The sequence below is a fragment of the Ruixingdingia sedimenti genome (assembly GCF_031432425.1).
In the GTDB taxonomy this organism is placed as follows: domain Bacteria; phylum Pseudomonadota; class Alphaproteobacteria; order Rhodobacterales; family Rhodobacteraceae; genus Ruixingdingia; species Ruixingdingia sedimenti.
Genome location: NZ_JAVKPH010000017.1, coordinates 1 through 18156, shown reverse-complemented (window position 1 = coordinate 18156; position 18156 = coordinate 1). Strand labels below are relative to the sequence as shown.

Annotated in this window: 17 protein-coding genes and 1 pseudogene; 15 read left to right on the top strand and 3 right to left on the bottom strand. The window is 68.2% G+C overall.

All coding sequences use genetic code 11. The features are described from left to right. The first annotated feature begins 32 nt into the window (after positions 1 to 32). Positions 33 to 953 (top strand): LysR family transcriptional regulator, encoded by a 921-nt coding sequence (locus RGD00_RS14270; RefSeq protein ID WP_310458015.1) that lies wholly within the window; start codon positions 33 to 35, stop codon positions 951 to 953. A gap of 179 nt (positions 954 to 1132) precedes the next feature. On the opposite strand, the gene RGD00_RS14265 is transcribed toward RGD00_RS14270, so the two are convergent. Continuing rightward, positions 1133 to 1909 carry an enoyl-CoA hydratase-related protein gene (locus RGD00_RS14265; protein ID WP_310458014.1) on the bottom strand — a complete coding sequence of 259 codons (777 nt, stop codon included), beginning with the start codon at positions 1907 to 1909 and terminating at the stop codon, positions 1133 to 1135. After that, positions 1906 to 2949 (bottom strand): zinc-binding dehydrogenase, encoded by a 1044-nt coding sequence (locus tag RGD00_RS14260; RefSeq protein WP_310458013.1) that lies wholly within the window; start codon positions 2947 to 2949, stop codon positions 1906 to 1908. Before RGD00_RS14260 ends, RGD00_RS14265 begins: the two co-directional genes overlap by 4 nt. A 155-nt stretch (positions 2950 to 3104) precedes the next feature. Here RGD00_RS14260 and RGD00_RS14255 point away from each other — a divergent pair, with 155 nt between their 5' ends. Continuing rightward, entirely contained in the window at positions 3105 to 4271 is a 1167-nt protein-coding gene (locus RGD00_RS14255; RefSeq protein WP_310458012.1) for an acyl-CoA dehydrogenase family protein, read from the top strand. Between the two features lie 18 nt (positions 4272 to 4289). Here RGD00_RS14255 and RGD00_RS14250 read toward each other — a convergent pair whose 3' ends face one another. Next, positions 4290 to 4790, bottom strand: coding sequence for a MarR family winged helix-turn-helix transcriptional regulator (locus RGD00_RS14250; protein ID WP_310458011.1), 501 nt, complete (start codon positions 4788 to 4790; stop codon positions 4290 to 4292). Positions 4791 to 4999: 209 nt separating this feature from the next. Here RGD00_RS14250 and RGD00_RS14245 point away from each other — a divergent pair, with 209 nt between their 5' ends. The 13 genes and pseudogenes from RGD00_RS14245 to RGD00_RS14185 all read left to right on the top strand — a co-directional run. Next, on the top strand, positions 5000 to 5767 hold the full coding sequence (locus tag RGD00_RS14245; RefSeq protein WP_310458010.1) for an SDR family NAD(P)-dependent oxidoreductase: 768 nt from the start codon (positions 5000 to 5002) through the stop codon (positions 5765 to 5767). Between the two features lie 4 nt (positions 5768 to 5771). Then, complete coding sequence (badI, locus tag RGD00_RS14240; protein WP_310458009.1) at positions 5772 to 6554, top strand: 2-ketocyclohexanecarboxyl-CoA hydrolase; 783 nt, start codon at positions 5772 to 5774, stop codon at positions 6552 to 6554. A gap of 31 nt (positions 6555 to 6585) precedes the next feature. Then, positions 6586 to 7809: an ABC transporter substrate-binding protein gene (locus RGD00_RS14235; protein ID WP_310458008.1), complete on the top strand. Its 1224-nt coding sequence runs from the start codon at positions 6586 to 6588 to the stop codon at positions 7807 to 7809. Between the two features lie 57 nt (positions 7810 to 7866). Further along, positions 7867 to 8739, top strand: a complete 873-nt coding sequence (locus tag RGD00_RS14230) for a branched-chain amino acid ABC transporter permease (RefSeq protein WP_310458007.1) — start codon at positions 7867 to 7869, stop codon at positions 8737 to 8739. Beyond that, positions 8736 to 9686, top strand: a complete 951-nt coding sequence (locus tag RGD00_RS14225) for a branched-chain amino acid ABC transporter permease (protein WP_310458006.1) — start codon at positions 8736 to 8738, stop codon at positions 9684 to 9686. Before RGD00_RS14230 ends, RGD00_RS14225 begins: the two co-directional genes overlap by 4 nt. Continuing rightward, positions 9683 to 10432, top strand: coding sequence for an ABC transporter ATP-binding protein (locus RGD00_RS14220; protein WP_310458005.1), 750 nt, complete (start codon positions 9683 to 9685; stop codon positions 10430 to 10432). The genes RGD00_RS14225 and RGD00_RS14220 overlap by 4 nt, the downstream gene beginning before the upstream one ends. Beyond that, entirely contained in the window at positions 10432 to 11139 is a 708-nt protein-coding gene (locus tag RGD00_RS14215; RefSeq protein WP_310458004.1) for an ABC transporter ATP-binding protein, read from the top strand. Before RGD00_RS14220 ends, RGD00_RS14215 begins: the two co-directional genes overlap by 1 nt. A 15-nt stretch (positions 11140 to 11154) precedes the next feature. Then, positions 11155 to 12315, top strand: coding sequence for a cyclohexanecarboxyl-CoA dehydrogenase (gene aliB / locus RGD00_RS14210; RefSeq protein ID WP_310458003.1), 1161 nt, complete (start codon positions 11155 to 11157; stop codon positions 12313 to 12315). A 23-nt stretch (positions 12316 to 12338) separates the two neighbouring features. Next, the gene (gene aliA / locus RGD00_RS14205) at positions 12339 to 13979 is read left to right on the top strand and encodes a cyclohexanecarboxylate-CoA ligase (RefSeq protein WP_310458002.1); all 1641 of its coding nucleotides are present in this window, start codon (positions 12339 to 12341) and stop codon (positions 13977 to 13979) included. Further along, positions 13976 to 14737, top strand: a complete 762-nt coding sequence (locus RGD00_RS14200; RefSeq protein ID WP_310458001.1) for an SDR family NAD(P)-dependent oxidoreductase — start codon at positions 13976 to 13978, stop codon at positions 14735 to 14737. Before aliA ends, RGD00_RS14200 begins: the two co-directional genes overlap by 4 nt. Before the next feature lie 40 nt (positions 14738 to 14777). Then, positions 14778 to 16847 carry a 3-hydroxyacyl-CoA dehydrogenase NAD-binding domain-containing protein gene (locus RGD00_RS14195; RefSeq protein WP_310458000.1) on the top strand — a complete coding sequence of 690 codons (2070 nt, stop codon included), beginning with the start codon at positions 14778 to 14780 and terminating at the stop codon, positions 16845 to 16847. After that, positions 16844 to 18046, top strand: a complete 1203-nt coding sequence (gene pcaF / locus RGD00_RS14190) for a 3-oxoadipyl-CoA thiolase (RefSeq protein WP_310457999.1) — start codon at positions 16844 to 16846, stop codon at positions 18044 to 18046. The genes RGD00_RS14195 and pcaF overlap by 4 nt, the downstream gene beginning before the upstream one ends. A 12-nt stretch (positions 18047 to 18058) precedes the next feature. Further along, positions 18059 to 18156 (top strand): annotated as a pseudogene (locus tag RGD00_RS14185) (electron transfer flavoprotein subunit beta/FixA family protein); the annotation flags it as partial.

Sequence of the window (18156 nt, the reverse complement as noted above, 5' to 3'; positions counted from 1 at the left end):
GGTCCCGGGCGGGCGGAACCGATGGGGAAGGTATGGAACTTCTCGACCTGCGCTATTTCGTGAGCATCGCCGAAACCGGCAGCTTCACCAAGGCGGCGCTGAAGAACAACATCGCGCAGTCCGCGCTGTCGCGCCGGATCCGGGAATTGGAATCGGATCTGGGGGTGACGCTGTTCTACCGCAACGGCCGCGGCGTGGTGCCGACCGAGGCGGGCGAAACCCTGCTGGCGCGCGGCCGCGTGGTGCTGGCCGATGTCGAAAGCCTGCGCCAGGAACTGGGCCAGCAACGCGGCGTCCTCGGGGGTACGGTGACGTTGGGCGTGCCGCCCTCGGTCGGGCTCGCGCTGCTGGCGCCCCTGCTGGCGCGGATCCGGGCGGAACATCCGGGGATCCGCATGCGGGTGCTGGAAGGGTTCAGCGGCCATGTGGCCGAATGGATGGTGAACGGGCGCGTGGATCTGGCGGTGCTCTACAAGACCCGCACCAGCACGCTGCTGGATGCCGAACATCTGCTGTTCGAGGACATGTATCTGATTTCCGCCGCCAATGCCCCCGCCGGGGCGGCAGAGACCGTGCCGCTGCCGGCGCTGGCCGATCTGGAACTGGTGCTGCCCGGCCAGCCCCACGGCCTGCGCCTGCTGGTGGACGAGGCCGCGGCGCAGACGGGCGTGCCGCTCAACGTGGCGATGGAACTGGAAACCCTGCCGACGATCTGCGACCTGGTGGCGACGGGGACGATCCGCACCGTGCTGCCGCTGACGGCGGTGCAGGCGCGGCTGAAGGACGGCGCGCTGGTGGCGCAGAAGATCGTGGGGCCGGTGATCAGCCGCGAACTGATCCTCGCCCACGCCCCCCAACGCGCCGCCGCCCCGGCGACCCGCGCCGTGGTCCGCCACATCCGCGCGCAGATCGAGGCGCTGGTGCGCGCGGGCGACTGGGTGGGGCGGATCTGACCGGCGGCCGTTCCGGTGGGGGGCGTGGCGCCGGGGGCCCGCCCCCGGACCCCCGGGATATTTAAGGACAGAAAGTGAAGAAGAAGGGGTTTTGCGTAGATCCCTGCTCACTTTCTGTCTCTAAATATCCCGGGGTCCGGGGCAGCGCCCCGGCGCCGACCGGAACGCCTGGCGGGCCCTCAGCGGTTCCTGAACTGCGGCTTGCGCTTTTCGGCGAAGGCGTTCATGCCCTCGCGCCGGTCCTCGGTGGCGAAGGTGGCGTAGAGCAGGCGGCGTTCCAGGTGGATGCCTTCGGCCAGATGGGTCTCGTAAGCCTTGTTCACCGCCTCTTTCGCCAGCATGGCGATGGGGCGCGAGGATCGGGCGATGGTCGCCGCCATCTCTACCGCCGTGGCCAGATGCGTGCCGTCGGGCACCACGCGGGCGATCAGCCCGGCCGCGCGCGCCTCTTGCGCCGTCAGCACGCGCCCGGTCAGGATCATGTCCATCGCCAGCGCCTTGCCCACTGCGCGGGTCAGCCGCTGCGTGCCGCCCGCGCCGGGGATGGCGCCGATCCGGGTTTCGGGCAGCGAGAAGCGCGCGCATTCGGCCGCGACGATGGTGTCGCACATCAGCGCCAGTTCGCAGCCCCCGCCCACGGCATGGCCCGACACGGCGGCGATGGTGGGCTTGCGCGCGCTGGCGAGGCGTTCCCAGTGCCGGGTGATGAACTGTTCGCCGAACACGTCGATGAAGGTCTTGTCCTTGATTTCCTTGATGTCGGCGCCGGCGGCGAAGGCCTTGTCGGACCCGGTGACGACGATGGCGCCCACGGCGTCGTCGGCCTCGAACGTATCCACGGCCTCGGCGATTTCCCGGGTGATCTGCGCGTTCAGCGCGTTCAGCGCCTCGGGCCGGTTCAGGGTGATGATGCCCACGCCGGTCTCGACGCGGGTCAGGATGGTGCTCTGGGTCATGGTCTGCCTTCTGTCGGGGCGGCGATGGTCAGGACGATCTTGCCCATGCGCGCGGGGTGTTCGAGCCGGTCGAGCGCCGCGCGGGCCTGATCCAGCGGGAAGGTGCTGTCGATATGGGGGCGGATCGCGCCCGATTCGAAGGCGCGGATCAGGCGGCGGAATTCGTCCATCCCGCCCATGGTGGAACCGTGGACGGACAGTTGCCGCACGAAGAGCCGCTGGATGTCGGCGGAAGGATGCGCGCCGGTGGTGGCGCCGCAGGTGACAAGATGCCCGCCGCGCGCCAGCGACCGCAGCGAGGCGCCCCAGGTCTTTTCCCCCACGTTGTCGATCACCAGATCGGCGCCGTCGCCGCCGGTCAGCGCCTGCACGGCCTTGGGCAGATCGCCCGCGCGATAGTCGATCACCTCGACGCCGAGCGATCGGAAATGCGCGATCTTTTCCGCGCCCGTGGTGGTGGCGATCACCCGCGCGCCCGCCATGCGCGCCAGTTCCACCACCGCATGCGCCACGCCGCCGCCCGCGCCCTGCACCAGAACCACCTGCCCGGGGCCCGCCGGGGCCTTGCCGAAGACCATGCGCCAGGCGGTCAGATAGGCGACGCCAAGCGCCGCCGCCCCCGCCGCATCGGTATCGGGTGCGAGGGGGACCAGCGCGGTTTCCGGCGCGGCCACGACCTCGGCAAAGGTGCCGTCGCGGTGTTCGCCGAAGATCCGCGCGCGGGTGCACAGCGGCTGGTCGCCCGCGAGGCAATGGCGGCAGCGGCCGCAGAATTCGTAAGGATAAAGGATCACGCGCTGGCCGGGGCGCAGGGCGGAACCGGGGCCGGCCTCCAGCACCTCGCCCACGCCGTCGACGCCCATCACCTGCGGCAGGGTATGGGTGATGCCCGCGCCCGAATCGCGCATGTAAAGATCGACCCGGTTGACCGAGGCCGCCAGCATCCGCACCAGCGCGCCGCCCTCGGGGCGCGTAGGGGCGGGGATATCCGCAAGGCGCGGGCCATCGGGCCCGCGATGTTCCAGAACGATGGCTTTCATCTGAGTCCTCCCTCGATATATGCAAACATATTGACATTGATCGTGCAAGGGGTATGCGTTGTTTCGGTGTTGATTGCCGCATGACCGGCGCGGCCTTTCCGCCTGGTGGCGGAAATACAGGCAATATATTGACATAAAATCCCGGAGGAGGACCCATGCCGCTCGATCCCGAAACCCGTGCGCAACTGGTGGACCAGATCCGCCGCTTCGTCGACGACCGCCTGATCCCGCGCGAGGCGGAGGTGGCCGATGCCGACGCCATGCCCGCCGACATCATCGACGAGATGCGCGGGATGGGCCTTTTCGGCCTGTCGATCGCCGAGGACTATGGCGGCCTCGGCCTCGACATGGAGGAAGAGGCGCTGGTGATCTTCGAGATCGGCCGCGCCGCACCTGCCTTCCGGTCCATCTTCGCCACCAATGTCGGCATCGGCAGCCAGGGCATCGCCATCGACGGCACGCCGGAGCAGAAGGCGAAATACCTGCCCGGGCTCGCCTCGGGCGCGATCATCGGGTCCTTCGCGCTGACGGAACCCGAGGTGGGGTCGGACGCCGGATCGGTGCGCACCACCGCGCGGCGCGAGGGGGATCACTATATCCTCAACGGCACGAAACGGTTCATCACCAACGCCCCGCATGCCGGCCTGTTCACCGTGATGGCGCGCACCGACCCCGCGGCCAAGGGGGCGGCGGGCGTGTCGGCCTTTGCGGTCGAGGCGGGGGTGCCGGGGCTGAGCCTCGGCAAGCCGGAGCGCAAGATGGGCCAGCAGGGCGCGCATGTCTGCGACGTGATCTTCGACAATGCCCGCGTGCCGGCGGAGGCGCTGATCGGCGGGGTCGAGGGGCGGGGGTTCAAGACCGCGATGAAGGTTCTGGACAAGGGCCGCCTGCATATCGCCGCCGCCTGCACCGGGCTGGCCGAACGCATCATCGACGACATGCTGGACTATGCCGTGGGCCGGCGGCAGTTCGGCCGCGCCATCGCCGATTTTCAATTGCTGCAAGCCATGTTCGCCGACAGCAAGGCCGAGGCGCTGGCCGCCCGCGCGCTGGTGCTGGATGCCGCACGCCGGCGCGATGCGGGCGAGGATGTGTCGATGGCGGCCAGCTGCGCCAAGATGTTCGCGTCCGAAATGGTGGGCCGGGTGGCCGACCGCAATGTGCAGGTGCATGGCGGGGCGGGCTATATCAAGGACTATCGCGCCGAACAGCTTTACCGCGATGCGCGGCTGTTCCGCATCTACGAGGGCACGACCCAGATCCAGCAGACGATCATCGCCAAGACCCTGATCGCAGAGGCGAAGGCCCGCGCCGGGACATGACCGGGCAGGGCGGCGGGGTCAGTCCTCGCCGCCCTGACGGCGGTCGATGGCGCTGAAATTGTCGCGCAGCAGGCCAAGGTAATGCAGCATGTGGATCTTGTCGTTGTTCGACAGGCCCTGAAGCGCCTCGGCATAGAACTGCTTGATTTCGGTCTGCATGTCGGACCAGCGCTGCCGCCCCTCGCCCGTGATGCGGATCAGGCGCGAGCGGTTGTCCTGCGGATCCACCGCCCGCTCGATCAGCCCGCGCGTTTCCATCCGCGACAAAACGCCCGACAGGTTCTGGCGGCTGACCATCAGCAGCGCCGCCAGATCGCCCACCGCGATGCCGTCGATCCAGCGGTCGCGCACCAGCGCGCCGAGGATCGCCCATTGCTGGGTCGTCACCTGATGGCGTTCCAGCGCCTTGGTGCCGGTCTTGTTCAGCAGGTTCGCGCATTGATAGAGCCGGAACGCGAGCCGGTTGCTGAGCCCCGCCGAAAGGATGTCGGATGTGTCAAGGTCTTGCGCCATATTCATGTTGTCCGCCTTTTTTCGCGGCGCGTCAAGCTGGCCCGCCGGGGGCGGGTGATGAATATTAAGTAAACAAGTTGACACAAATCCCGTGCCCGGTTTATGACGGGAACAGGAGAACAGCACCAGATTCGCGGTATTCGCAAGCGCAGAAAGGCATGAAAGATGCTTTCTGCGGCGCAGAACGGCTGTCCCGGCACGTCAGGAGGATCGTCTTGAAAGGACTGAAAGGTAAAGTAGTTGTCGTAACGGGCGGCGGCGGCGGCATCGGTTCGGCCACCTGCCTGCGCTTTGCCGAAGCCGGCGCGCGGGTCGTCGTCTGCGACATCAATGCCGATGCGGCCGAGGCCACCGCCGACCGCATCCGCGCCGCGGGGGGCGAAGCCGTCGCGCGCAGCTTCGACCTGACCGATTTCGCCGCCACCGGCGCGGCGGTGGCGGACATCGAGGACAGCGTGGGCCCCGTCGAGGTTCTGGTGAACAACGCGGGCTGGGACCTGTTCGTGCCCTTCCTGAAATCGGAACCCGCGTTCTGGGACAAGCTGATCGACATCAACCTGCGCGGGGTGCTGAACATCACCCATCCGGTGCTGTCGCGCATGGTGGCGCGCAAATCGGGGCGGGTGGTGTCCATCGCATCCGATGCCGCGCGCGGCGGGTCTTCGGGTGAATCCGTCTATGCCGCCTGCAAGGCCGGGGTCATCGCCTTTTCCAAAACGCTGGCGCGCGAGAATTCGCGCCACGGCATCACCTTCAACTGCGTCTGCCCGGGCGTGACCGAAACCGGCATGCTGGAAAACTTCATGGACAGCGCGGGCAACAAGGAAAAGCTGCGCGACGCCTTCACCAAGGCGGTGCCGATGGGCCGGCTCGGCCGGCCCGAGGATCTGCCGGGCATCATCGCCTTTCTTGCCTCGGACGAGGCCAGTTTCATTACCGGCCAGGTCATCTCGGTGTCCGGCGGCCTGACGATGCATGGATAAGACAATGGAATATCAGGATATTCTGTACACCGTCAAAGACGGCGTGGCGACGATCACCATCAACCGCCCCGAACGGATGAACGCCTTCCGCGGCCAGACCTGCGAGGAACTGATCCACGCCTTCAACAAGGCCGGGTGGGACAAGAAGATCGGCGTCATCGTGCTGACCGGCGCGGGGGAAAAGGCGTTCTGCACCGGCGGCGACCAGTCGGCGCATGAAGGCCAGTACGACGGCCGCGGCACCATCGGCCTGCCGATGGAGGATCTGCATTCCATCATCCGCGACGTGCCCAAGCCCGTGATCGCCAAGGTGCGCGGCTATGCCGTCGGCGGCGGCAACGTGCTGTGCACAATCTGCGATTTCACCATCGCCGGGGAAAGCGCGCAGTTCGGGCAGGTGGGACCCAGGGTCGGCTCGGTCGATCCGGGCTTCGGCACCGCCTTTCTGGCCCGCGTGGTCGGCGAAAAGAAGGCGCGCGAGATCTGGTATCTGTGCCGGCGCTACAAGGCGCCCGAGGCGCTGGCGATGGGTCTGGTGAACGCCGTCGTGCCCGACGACCAGCTGGACGCCGAGGTGGACCGCTGGTGCGCCGAGATCATGGAAAAATCGCCCACCGCCATCGCCATCGCCAAGCGCAGCTTCAACGTCGACACCGAACACCAGCGCGGGATCGCCGGCCTCGGGATGTATGCGCTGAGCCTTTATTACGACACCGACGAAAGCAAGGAAGGCGGCGTCGCGTTCAAGGAGAAACGCAAGCCCGATTTCCGCAAATTCGCCGAATAACCGAAAATCAAGCACAAAACGGGAGGAATACATGCTTGAGAACACCCGCCGGATCGCCGTCGCCCTGACGATGGCCACCGCGCTCACCGCGCCCGCCTTTGCCGCCGATGCGCTGAAGGTCGGTTATGTCACCGGCCTGACCGGCGCCTGCGCGCCGATTTCCGAGGACGGGCTGAACGGCACCAAGATCGCCGTGCAGGAAATCAACGCCAGGGGCGGCGTCCTTGGCCGCCAGATCGAACTACTGGTGCGCGACAGCCAGACCAAGCCCGAAGAGGGCGGCAAGCAGGCGCGCGAACTGGCAGCGGCGGAAAAGGTGGAACTGCTGACGGGTGTCTGTTCCTCGGCGGTGCTGCTGGCGGTGAACGCGGTGGCGGGCGAATTCAAGATCCCGCATTCGGCCATCATCGGGTCCACCCAGAAGGCGAATATCGAGGCGTTCCACCCCTATTTCTGGCAGACCCAGGCCAATGCCACGATGGAGGCGATCGCGGCGGCCGAATATGTGGCCAAGAAGGCGGAATGGAAGCGCATCACCCCGATGGGCTACGATTACGAATGGGGCCACACCTCGGTCGATGCCTTCGTCGGCCGGCTGAAGGAACTGCGCCCCGACATCGAGATCGCCAACCCCGTCTTCACCAAGGTGGGCGAGGCCAACATGGGCCCCTACATCACCGCGGCGCTGAACTCGCAGCCCGACGCGATCTTTGCCGCCGTGTTCGGCGGCGGGCTCGTCAGCCTGATCCGGCAGGGCGAAAGCTTCGGGATGTTCAAGCGGTCGAACCTCGTCACGCTGCTGACGGTGGACACGCTGCAATCCATGGGCGACGCCATGCCCAAGGAACGCGTGTTCGGCATCGCCCGCGCGCCCTTCTTCGCGCTGGACCAGACGCCGGAACTGGCCGCCTTCATCGACAGCTATCGCGCCGCCTACAACGAATACCCGACCGACTGGGCGATCAACGGCTATGACGCGATGAAGTTCTATGCCGAGGCGGTGGAAAAGGCCGGCACGACCGGGGCCGATGCGGTGATGAAGGTGGTGCATGAAACCGCCTTCGACGGGCTGCGGGGCAAGGCGTTGAAGACGCGGGCCTTCGACGGGCAGATGAACGTGCCCGCCTATGTGGGCGAGGTCAATTTCGACCCGGCCTTCCCCTTCCCGACGATGAAGAACGTCGAGATTTTCGCGGGTGACTCGCTGATGTTCAGCGAAGAGGTCATCCAGTCCATGCGCGACGCCGCGAAGTAAAAGGGGGGCCGCCGCCCCCGGGGGCCCTTCTGCCCGCGGGGGCGGCGGCGCAACAGCATGATCTGGGTCCAGTTGGTCAACGGGCTGATGGAGGGCATGATGCTCTTTCTCATCGCCTCGGGGTTGACGCTGATCTTCGGCGTCTCCCGCATCGTGAATTTCGCGCATGGCTCTCTCTACATGCTCGGCGCTTTCGTGACCTATGCGCTGGTCCCGGTGATCGCGCCGGGGACGGTGGCGGGGTTCTTTGCCGCGGTGCTGCTGGCGGGGCTGGTGACGGCGCTGGTGGGCGTCGCGTTCGAGATGCTGGCGCTGCGCCGCATCTATGGCGCCGATCCGCTGATGCAGCTGATCATCACCATCGCGCTGGTGTTCATCATCCGCGACGCGGTGCGCTGGATCTGGGGCGCGAACAGCCAGATGGTGCCGATGCCCGACGCGCTGATGGGCGCGCTGGTGATCGGCGACAATTACTTCCCCATCTTCCCTTTCGTGATCTTCGGCGCGGGGCTGGTGGTGGTGCTGGCGATGATCGGCGCCATCCGGTTCACCCGCGCGGGCATCCTTCTGCGCGCGGGCACCGATGACCGCGGCATGGCGGGGCTTCTGGGCATCAACGAAAAGCTGATCTTCACCGGCGTATTCGCCGCGGGGTCCTTCCTTGCCGGGCTCGCCGGCGGAATGGCCGCGCCCTATGGCGACGTGAACTATCTGCTGGACACCACGGTGATCGTGTCGGCCTTCATCGTCTGCGTCATCGGCGGCCTGGGCAACCTGTACGGCGCCCTGGCGGGGGCGATGGTGGTGGGCGTCACCAAGGCGATGGGGGTGATGTATTTCCCGCGCCTGTCGATGGTGCTGATCTTCCTGATCATGGCCGTCGTTCTGGTCGCCCGCTCCATGGGCCGTCAGGGAGGGCCCGCACGATGAGCGGCCTGCATATGACGCCCCTGCGGTGGGGCCTTGTGATCGCGGCGGTGGTGGTGCTGGAACTGGCCAACCGGCTCGGCGGGGCGGGGATGTCGCTGGTGCTGGCGGAAATGGTGATCCTCGCGCTTTTCGCCTCCAGCCTCAACCTGCTGATGAGCTATGGCCATATGGTCAGCTTCGGCCATTCGGCCTTCTTCGGGCTCGGCGCCTATGGCTTCACGCTGGCCGTGACCAAGGCGGGCCTGCCGGTCGAGGCCGCGCTGGTCATGGGCCCCGTGGTCGCGGCGGCCGGCGGGCTGGTGTTCGGCGCGCTCTGCGTGCGGCTGACGGAAATCTACTTCGCCATGCTGACGCTCGCCTGCGCGCAGATCACCTATACGGTGCTGTTCCAGTGGTACGATTTCACCGGCGGCGATACCGGCATCACCGGCTTCATGCCCGCCCGTTTCGGGCTGACCGAGGCGAATTTCACCACCCTCACCGTGGCGGTGCTGGCGGTCTGCCTGCTGCTGATGGCGCGGCTGATCGCCTCGCCGCTCGGCCTGTCGATCCGCGCCGTGGGGCAGGACCGCTACCGGGCAGAGGCGCTCGGCCTTGCGCCGCGGCGGGTGCAGCTGGTGGCCTTCACCGTCGCGGCCACCTTCGCGGGCGTCGCGGGGATGCTGTTCGCGGTGTTCCAGGGCGCGGCGTTCCCCGATTACGCGGGGCTCGGCTTCACGCTGGACGTGTTGATCATGGTCGTTCTCGGCGGGCTGCACAGCTTCTGGGGCGGGGTGATCGGGGCGGTCGTCTTTACGCAGCTGCGCCACTGGGCGCCGCTGATCACCGGCCACTGGGGGCTGCTTCTGGGCGTCATCCTGCTGGTCATCTGCATCGCGCTGCCGCATGGCCTGGCCTCTGTCGCAGGGCGGCTGTCGCGGATGCTGGGTATCGGGGGGCGGGCATGACCGACACGCTTCTTTCCGCGCGGGGGGTGCGCAAGGCTTACGGCTCCTTCGTCGCCCTGAACAACGTGGATTTCGATCTGGCGCGGGGCGAACGCCATGCGCTGATCGGGCCGAACGGGGCGGGCAAATCCACCTTCATCGCCTGCGTCGCCGGGCAGTTGCCGGGGGTCGAAGGCTCCATCGCCTTCAAGGGGCAGGAGGTCGCGCGGCTGATGCCCGCTGACCTCGCCAAACGCGGCATCGGGCGCACTTTCCAGATCAGCCGCGCCTTCCTGCACATGACGGTGCTGGAAAACATGACGGCGGCCTTCGTCATCGCCGCCGGGCGGTGGGCGAGCCTGTCGCGCGCCCTGCTGTCGGACGCGGGCGCCCGCGCCGCCGACATGATCGACACCGTGGGGCTGACCCACCGGCTGGCGGCGCGGGTGGCGGACCTGAGCCTCGGCGACCGCAAGCGGCTGGAATTCGGCATGGCGCTGGCCGCCGACCCCGACCTTCTGCTGCTGGACGAACCCACCGCCGGCATGTCGATCAAGGAACGCCATCACCTGATGGAACTGGTCGCCGCGCGGGTGGACGCAACCGGCAAGACGCTGCTGTTCGTGGAACATGACATCGACGTGGTGCTGAAGATCGCGCAGCGCGTCACCGTCATGGTGCGCGGCGCGGTTCTGGCCGCGGGTTCGCCCGAGGAAATCGCCGCCAACGACGAGGTGCAGGCCGTCTATCTGGGGGGGCACCACTGATGCTGACCATGACCGCGATCCATGCCGCCTATGGCAAATCCGAGGCGCTGCACGGCATCGACCTGACCATCGGCGCCGGCGAGGTCGTCTGCCTGATCGGCCGCAACGGGGTGGGCAAATCCTCGACCATGAAGGCGATCGTGCGCGAGCAGATCACCGTCACCGCCGGCGAGGTGGTGTTCGACGGCGCCCCCCTGACCGGGCTCGCCCCGTTCGAGATCATCCGCCGGGGCGTGGGCTATGTGCCGGAAAACCGGCGCGTCTTCGCCTCGCTGTCGGTGCTGGAAAACCTGCGCGTCCCGCGCCCGGTGACGGCGACCGACCGCCGCCGCTGGACGCTGGACGAGGTGTTCGCGCTGTTCCCGCAGCTTTACGACTATCGCCACCGCACCGCGGGCGTGATGTCGGGGGGCGAGCAACAGATGCTGTCCATCGCGCGGTCGCTGCTGACGCAGCCCAAGCTGCTGTTGCTGGACGAACCGCACGAGGGGCTGGCGCCGAAAGTGGCCGAGGAAGTGGTGGACGCCATCGTCGCGCTGAAACGCGAAGGGGTGTCGATGCTGATTTCCGAACAGGCGCTGAACACGATCCGGCGCTGCGCCGACCGGGTGCATGTCGTGGACCGGGGCATGACCGTGTGGAACGGCACCGTCGCGGGTTTCTACGAAGACCCGGAAATCGCACGCAAATATCTGATGGTCCAGTAGGGCCGGGGGAAGGACATGGCAAAGACGATCTTCGATACCGAGGAACTGGACGCGATCCGCGACCTCGCGCGCAAATTCGCAACCGAGCGGCTGGCCCCCGGCTATCGCGCCCGCGAACAGGCCGGCGCCTTCGGCCCCGGACTGGTGCGCGACATGGGCAGCCTCGGCCTGATCGCGCCGGAACTGCCCGAGGAATTCGGCGGCCTCGGCGCGGGCTCGATCTATTCTGGCGTCATCATCGAGGAAATCGCGCGCGGCGATTTCAACATGGGGTATGTCAACATCCTCGCCTCGCTGAACGGCCAGATCGTCGCAAAATTCGCCAACCCGGAAATCCGGCGCGAATGGCTGCCGAAACTGATCGCGGGCGAGTTGATGCTGGCCATCGCGCTGACCGAACCGCGCGGGGGATCGGATGCCGCGAACCTCGGGCTGCGCATGGAACGCGACGGGGCGCATTACGTCATCAACGGCGAAAAGACCTCGATCTCTGCCGCCGATCAGGCCAAGGGCGCGGTGGTCTTTGCCCGCACCGGGCGGCCCGAGGACAAGGCCAAGGGCATTTCCGCCGTTTTCGTGCCGATGGACACGCCCGGCATTTCCACCACCCGCTTCACCGATCTGGGCCAGCATGCCATCGGCCGCGGCTCGATCTTCTTCGACAATGTGCGCGTACCGGCCGATCACCTTTTGGGCGAAGAGGGCAAGGGCTTCGTGCAGGTGATGCAGGGCTTCGACTTTTCGCGCAGCCTGATCGGGCTGCAATGCCTCGGCACCGCGCGGCAGTCGCTGGACGAAACCTGGGCCTATATCGGCGAGCGCAAGGCCTTCGGCAAGCCGCTGGCGGCGTTTCAGGGCATCACCCATCAGCTGGCCGATTTCGACACCCGTATCGAGGGCGCGCGGCTTTTGTCGATGAACGCGCTCTGGCTCAAGGACAACGGGCTGCCGCATGTGGCAGAGGCCGCGATGGCGAAATGGTGGCCGCCGCTGCTGGCCTATGAGGCGATCCACGCTTGCCTCTTGATCCACGGCCATGCCGCCTATTCGAACGAACTGCCGTTCGAACAGCGGCTGCGCGATGTGCTCGGGCTCCAGATCGGGGACGGCACCGCGCATATCATGAAGAACATCATCGCGCGGGAACGCGCGGGCCGCAGCGCCACCGGCGCCTGAGGCGGGGAACAGGGGAGGAAGCCATGAAATTCGACGCGATCCTGATCGAGCCGCGCCGCGCCGCCATGGTGGCGGCAGGCCATTGGCGCAACAAGACGGCGGACGATTACTTCGATGCGGCGCTGGCGGCGGGGCCGGGGGATCTTGCGCTGTCGTCGCTTTCGGTCGCGACGGGCGAACGGCGCGACCTGACCTGGGCCGAACTCGATCTGCTTGCCGACCGCGTGGCGGTGGGTTTGCGCAAACTGGGCGTGGGGCGGGGCGATGTCGTCACCTGCCAGTTGCCCAACAGCTGGCAGTTCGTCGTCACCTATCTGGGCTGTTCGCGCCTCGGCGCGGTGTTCAACCCGGTGATGCACATCTTCCGCGAACACGAACTCTCGTTCATGCTGCGCCATGGGGAATCGAAGGTCTTCGTGGTGCCGAAACTCTTCCGCGGCTTCGACCACGAGGCGATGGCAGAGGGCATGCGCCCCGACCTGCCGGATCTGCGCCACATCATCGTCGCCGGGGGCGCGGGGCCGAACGGTTTCGACACCGCGCTGCTGAACCCCGCCTTCGACGCCGAACGCGCCACGATCACCCGCGACAGCCGCCTCGGCCCCGATGATGTCTGCCAGTTGATCTATACCTCGGGCACGACGGGCGAGCCCAAGGGGGTGATGCATACCGCCAACACGATGTATTCCAACCTCGCCCCCTTTGCCGAACGGTTGGGCCTGTCGGGGCGGGATGTGGTGCTGATGTTCTCGCCCATGGCGCACCAGACCGGGTTCATGTACGGGCTGCTGCTGCCGCTGATGCTGCGCGCGCGTTTCATCGTGATGGACAACTGGGACAAGGCGCAGGCCGCAAGGGTGATCGAGACCGACCGGGTGAGCTTCACCATGGCCTCCACCCCCTTCCTGATGGATCTTTCGACCGCGGTGGAGGAGGGCGGCACCGATCCTTCGTCGCTGCGCGTGTTCCTCTGTGCCGGCACCGCGATCCCGGGGCCGGTGGTGGAACGGGCGCAGCGGATTCTGGGCGCCAAGGTGATTTCCGCCTGGGGGATGACGGAAAACGGCGCCGTCACGCTGGTCCTGCCCACGGACCCGGACGAACGGTCCGTCAATTCCGACGGCGTGCCGCTGCCGGGGATCGAATTGCAGATCCGCGGCAAGGACGGCCAACCCCTGCCCGCGGGCGAGGAGGGCGAGCTTTACGTGCGCGGCTGTTCCAACTTCGGCGGCTATCTGAAGCGCCCGCATCTGAACAATGTCGACGACGACGGCTGGTTCGACACCGGCGACATCGCCCGCATGGATGCCGCAGGCTATATCCGCATCTGCGGCCGGTCCAAGGACATCATCATCCGCGGGGCGGAAAACATCCCCGTGATCGAGGTGGAATCGATCCTGTTCAAGCATCCCGCCGTGCAGGCGGTGGCGATCGTGGGCTATCCCGACGAACGCCTCGGCGAACGCGCCTGCGCCTTCGTGGTGCCGAAACCCGGGCAGGCGCTGACCTTCGCGGCGATGCAGGATTTCCTGCGGTCGCACCATCTGGCGATCCAGTACTGGCCCGAACGGCTGGAAATCCGCGAAACGCTGCCGGCCACGGCCTCGGGCAAGATCCAGAAGTTCGCCCTGCGCAAGATGCTGCGCGACGAGGCGGGGCTGTGACCCTTGCCGGGCGGGTGGTGGCCGTCACCGGGGCGGGCGGGCCGATGGGCCGCGCCACGGTGGACCGGCTGGTGGCCGAGGGTGCCTCGGGTCTGGCGCTGACCGACATTTCCGGCACGCGGCTGGCGGAAACGGTGGCGGCACTGGCTGCCGCCGCACCTGGCCTGCCGGTGGTGGCGCTGCGCGGCGACGTCACCCGCGCCGACGAGGCCGGGGCCTTCGCCGCCGCCGCGCTGGCGGATCTGGGGCGCGTCGATGCGCTGGTGAACCTCGTGGGCGGGATCCGGTCCACCCGGCTCTATACCCCCTTCCTCGAGATGGACGAGGACCAGTGGCGCGCGACCTTCGACATCAACCTGATGCCCGCCTTCCATCTGGTGCGCGCCTTTGCGCCCGGCATGCTGGCACGGGAATGGGGCCGCATCGTCAACATCGCCAGCATCGTCTATGGCGGCGAGGCGGGGCAGGCGGACTATGCCGCGGCCAAGGCGGCGGTCGCCTCGCTGTCGCGGACACTGGCGATGGAACTTGCTCCACATGTGACGGTGAACACCGTCGCCCCGGGCTTGACCAACACCTCGGTCACGCGCAACATCCCGTCCGCCGAACGCGACCGGCTGGTCGCCGCGGCGATGCACCGGCGGATGGCCGAACCCGAGGAAACCGCCGATGCGATCGCCTTTTTCCTGTCCGACCGCGCCCGCTTCGTCACCGGGGAAATGATCTCGGTGTCCGGCGGGATCCGCCCGCATCTGTGAAAGGCCCGCGGGATCCGCCCGCATCTGTGAAAGGATAGCCATGCCCGTCACCCACCGCATCACCGGCGACACCTGCGTCATCACCATCGACAACCCGCCGGTCAACGTGATCGGCCTTGCGGTGCGCGAGGGGCTGGTGGCGGCGCTGGACGCGGCAGAGGCCGCGGGCGTCGCGCGCGTGGTGGTGACGGGGGCGGGGCGGGCCTTTGTTGCCGGGGCCGATGCGCGCGAATTCGACGGCGATCCGGTGGCCCCGCATCTGCCCGACATCCTGCGCCGGCTGGAACGCCTGCCCGCCATCGCCGCCATCAACGGCGCGGCCCTTGGCGGGGGGATGGAAATCGCGCTCGCCTGCCGCGCGCGCATCGCCCATCCGCGCGCGACCCTCGGCCTGCCCGAGGTCACCTTGGGCGTCGTGCCGGGGGCGGGGGGCACGCAGCGGTTGCCCCGGCTTCTGGGGCTGGCGCAGGCGGTGGCGCTGATTTCCGAAGGCCGCGTGGTGGGGGCGGATCAGGCGCTGGCGCTCGGCCTTGTCGATGCGCTGGCCGATGACCCGCTGGCCGCGGCGCTGGCCCTGCCGGCGGCGGATTTCGGCCCTGAAAAGGCGCTCTGCGACCGCCCGGCGCCCGCACCCGACGATGCCGCGCTGGACACTGCGCGCAAGGCCGCCGCGAAACGCGCCCCCGGCCAGATCGCCCCGCAGCGCGCCATCGACCTCGTGGCGATGGCCGCCGCCGCCCCGATGGATCAGGGGCTCGCCGCCGAGCGGGAGGTTTTCCTCACCATCCGCCGGCAGGAACAGGCCGCCGCCCTGCGCCATCTGTTTTTCGCCGAACGCGCCGCCACCGGCCGCGCCAGGACCCTCGGCGTCACCCCGGCAGAGGTGAAGACCGCCGTGGTCGTCGGCGGGGGCACGATGGGCGCGGCCATCGCCTATGCGCTCGCGGGCCTCGGCATCGCGGTGACGCTGGTCGAAACCACGCCCGAGGCCGCGGCCCGCGCCCGCACGAATGTCGAAAAGCTGTTCGACGAGGCGGTGAAGCGCGCCAAGACCACGGCGGAACAGGCGGCGGCGGATCTTGCGGCGCGCTTCCGTTTCGTCGCGGGCTATGACGATCTGCCCCCCGCGGACATCGCCATCGAGGCCGCGTTCGAGGATCTTTCCGTCAAGCGCGCCATCTTTGCCGCGCTGGATGCGGGCCTGCCGCAGACCACGATCCTCGCCACCAACACCAGCTATCTGGATGTGAACGCGATCTTCGCCGGCATCCGCGCGCCGGGGCGCTGCCTCGGGCTCCACTTCTTCGCCCCCGCGCATGTGATGAAACTGCTGGAAATCGTCCGCGCCGAGGGCACCGGCCCCGCCACGCTCGCCACCGCCTTCCGCCTGGCCGAACGGCTGCGGAAGATCCCGGTCGAGGCCGGGGTCTGCGACGGGTTCATCGGCAACCGCATCCTGACCCGCTATCGCCAGACGACCGACCTGATGCTGATCGAGGGCGCGCTGCCCGCGCAGATCGACACGGCGATGGAAGCCTTCGGCATGGCGATGGGCCCCTATGCGGTGCAGGACCTGTCGGGCCTCGACATCGCCTATGCCAACCGCCAGCGCAAGAACCTGCGCGCGCAGCCCGGAATCCGCTATGTCCCCATCGCCGACCGGATGGTGGAGGATCTGAAGCGCCTCGGCCGCAAGACCGGGGCGGGGTGGTACGATTATACCGACGGCCGCCGCAGCCCTTCGCCGGTGGTGGACGATCTGGTGCGCCGCACCGCGGCCGAGGCGGGCGTGACCCCGCGCGCCTTCACCGCCGCAGAGATCGCCGACCGCGCCCTGCTGGCGATGATCGAGGAGGGGCTGTACATCCTTGCCGAAGGCATCGCCCGCCGCCCCGCCGACATCGACCTCGTGCTGGTGCATGGCTATGCCTTCCCGCGCTGGCGCGGCGGCCCGATGTTTGCCGCCGACCGCCTCGGCCTGCCCGCCGTGCTGGCGCGGCTTGACGCGCTGGCCGCCGCCGACCCGCTGTCCTGGCGCGTGCCCGGGCTGCTGCGCGATCTGGTCGCGCAGGGCCACACGCTCGCCAGCCTGAACCAGGAGAAGACATGACCGACGCCTTCATCTGCGACTATATCCGCACCCCCATCGGCCGCTACGGCGGCGCGCTGGCCCCGCTGCGCACCGACGATCTGGCCGCCCTGCCGCTGGCCGCGCTGATCGCGCGCAACCCGGGGCTGGATCCGGCGGCGGTGGAGGAGGTCTGGATGGGCTGCGCCAACCAGGCGGGCGAGGACAACCGCAACGTCGCCCGCATGGCGGTGCTGCTGGCGGGCCTGCCGGACACCGTGCCGGGGGTGACGGTCAACCGCCTCTGCGGCTCCGGGATGGAGGCGGTGGCCGCCGCCGCCCGTGCCGTGCGGGCCGGGGAAATCGCGCTGGCCATCGCCGGCGGCGTCGAAAGCATGACCCGCGCGCCCTTCGTGATGCCCAAGGCATCTGCCCCTTGGGCCCGCGCGGCCGAGGTGCACGACACCACCATCGGCTGGCGTTTCGTCAACCCCCGGATGCAGGCGCAATACGGGGTGGAGTCGATGCCCGAAACCGCCGAGAATCTGGCCGACGAATACCGGATCGCCCGGGCCGATCAGGACGCCTTCGCCCTGCGCTCGCAGATGCGTGCGGCGGCGGCGCAGGCGAACGGGCGGCTGGCGGCGGAAATCCTGCCCGTCACGGTGCCCCTCGGCCGTGGCCGCACCGCCGAGGTGACGCAGGACGAACATCCTCGCCCGACGACGGCCGAGGATCTGGCGCGGCTCAAGCCCATCACCCGCCCCGACGGCACGGTGACGGCCGGCAATGCCTCGGGCGTGAACGACGGCGCGGCGGCGCTGATCGTCGCCTCGGGCGCGGCGGTGCGGCAATACGGGCTGCGCCCGCTCGCCCGCGTGCTCGGCGCGGCCTCGGCCGGGGTGGCGCCCCGGGTGATGGGCTACGGGCCCGTCCCGGCGGTGAAAAAGCTCTGCGCCCAGACCGGGGTGGGGCTGGACGACCTGTCGGTGATCGAACTCAACGAGGCCTTCGCCGCCCAGGGCCTCGCCGTGCTGCGCGGCCTCGGGCTGGCCGACGACGATCCGCGCGTGAACCCCAACGGCGGGGCGATCGCGCTCGGCCATCCCCTGGGCATGTCGGGCGCGCGCATCGCCGGGACGGTGGCGCTTGAATTGAACCGCAGCGGGGGCCGCCATGGCCTGGCCACGATGTGCGTGGGCGTCGGCCAGGGCGTCGCGCTGATGCTGGAACGTGTGTGAAAGGACAAGGATATGAAGGTCTTGGTGGCCGTCAAGCGAGTTATTGACTACAACGTTAAGGTGCGTGTTCGTGCGGATGGGGGTGGAGTTGATCTGTCGAACGTGAAGAT

Coding starts and splice junctions, on each gene's coding strand:
- RGD00_RS14270 (WP_310458015.1), top strand. CDS start 33: ATGGAACTTCTCGACCTGCGCTATTTCGTGAGCATCGCCGAAACCGGC.
- RGD00_RS14265 (WP_310458014.1), bottom strand. CDS start 1,909: ATGACCCAGAGCACCATCCTGACCCGCGTCGAGACCGGCGTGGGCATC.
- RGD00_RS14260 (WP_310458013.1), bottom strand. CDS start 2,949: ATGAAAGCCATCGTTCTGGAACATCGCGGGCCCGATGGCCCGCGCCTT.
- RGD00_RS14255 (WP_310458012.1), top strand. CDS start 3,105: ATGCCGCTCGATCCCGAAACCCGTGCGCAACTGGTGGACCAGATCCGC.
- RGD00_RS14250 (WP_310458011.1), bottom strand. CDS start 4,790: ATGAATATGGCGCAAGACCTTGACACATCCGACATCCTTTCGGCGGGG.
- badI (WP_310458009.1), top strand. CDS start 5,772: ATGGAATATCAGGATATTCTGTACACCGTCAAAGACGGCGTGGCGACG.
- RGD00_RS14235 (WP_310458008.1), top strand. CDS start 6,586: ATGCTTGAGAACACCCGCCGGATCGCCGTCGCCCTGACGATGGCCACC.
- RGD00_RS14230 (WP_310458007.1), top strand. CDS start 7,867: ATGATCTGGGTCCAGTTGGTCAACGGGCTGATGGAGGGCATGATGCTC.
- RGD00_RS14225 (WP_310458006.1), top strand. CDS start 8,736: ATGAGCGGCCTGCATATGACGCCCCTGCGGTGGGGCCTTGTGATCGCG.
- RGD00_RS14220 (WP_310458005.1), top strand. CDS start 9,683: ATGACCGACACGCTTCTTTCCGCGCGGGGGGTGCGCAAGGCTTACGGC.
- RGD00_RS14215 (WP_310458004.1), top strand. CDS start 10,432: ATGCTGACCATGACCGCGATCCATGCCGCCTATGGCAAATCCGAGGCG.
- aliB (WP_310458003.1), top strand. CDS start 11,155: ATGGCAAAGACGATCTTCGATACCGAGGAACTGGACGCGATCCGCGAC.
- aliA (WP_310458002.1), top strand. CDS start 12,339: ATGAAATTCGACGCGATCCTGATCGAGCCGCGCCGCGCCGCCATGGTG.
- RGD00_RS14195 (WP_310458000.1), top strand. CDS start 14,778: ATGCCCGTCACCCACCGCATCACCGGCGACACCTGCGTCATCACCATC.
- pcaF (WP_310457999.1), top strand. CDS start 16,844: ATGACCGACGCCTTCATCTGCGACTATATCCGCACCCCCATCGGCCGC.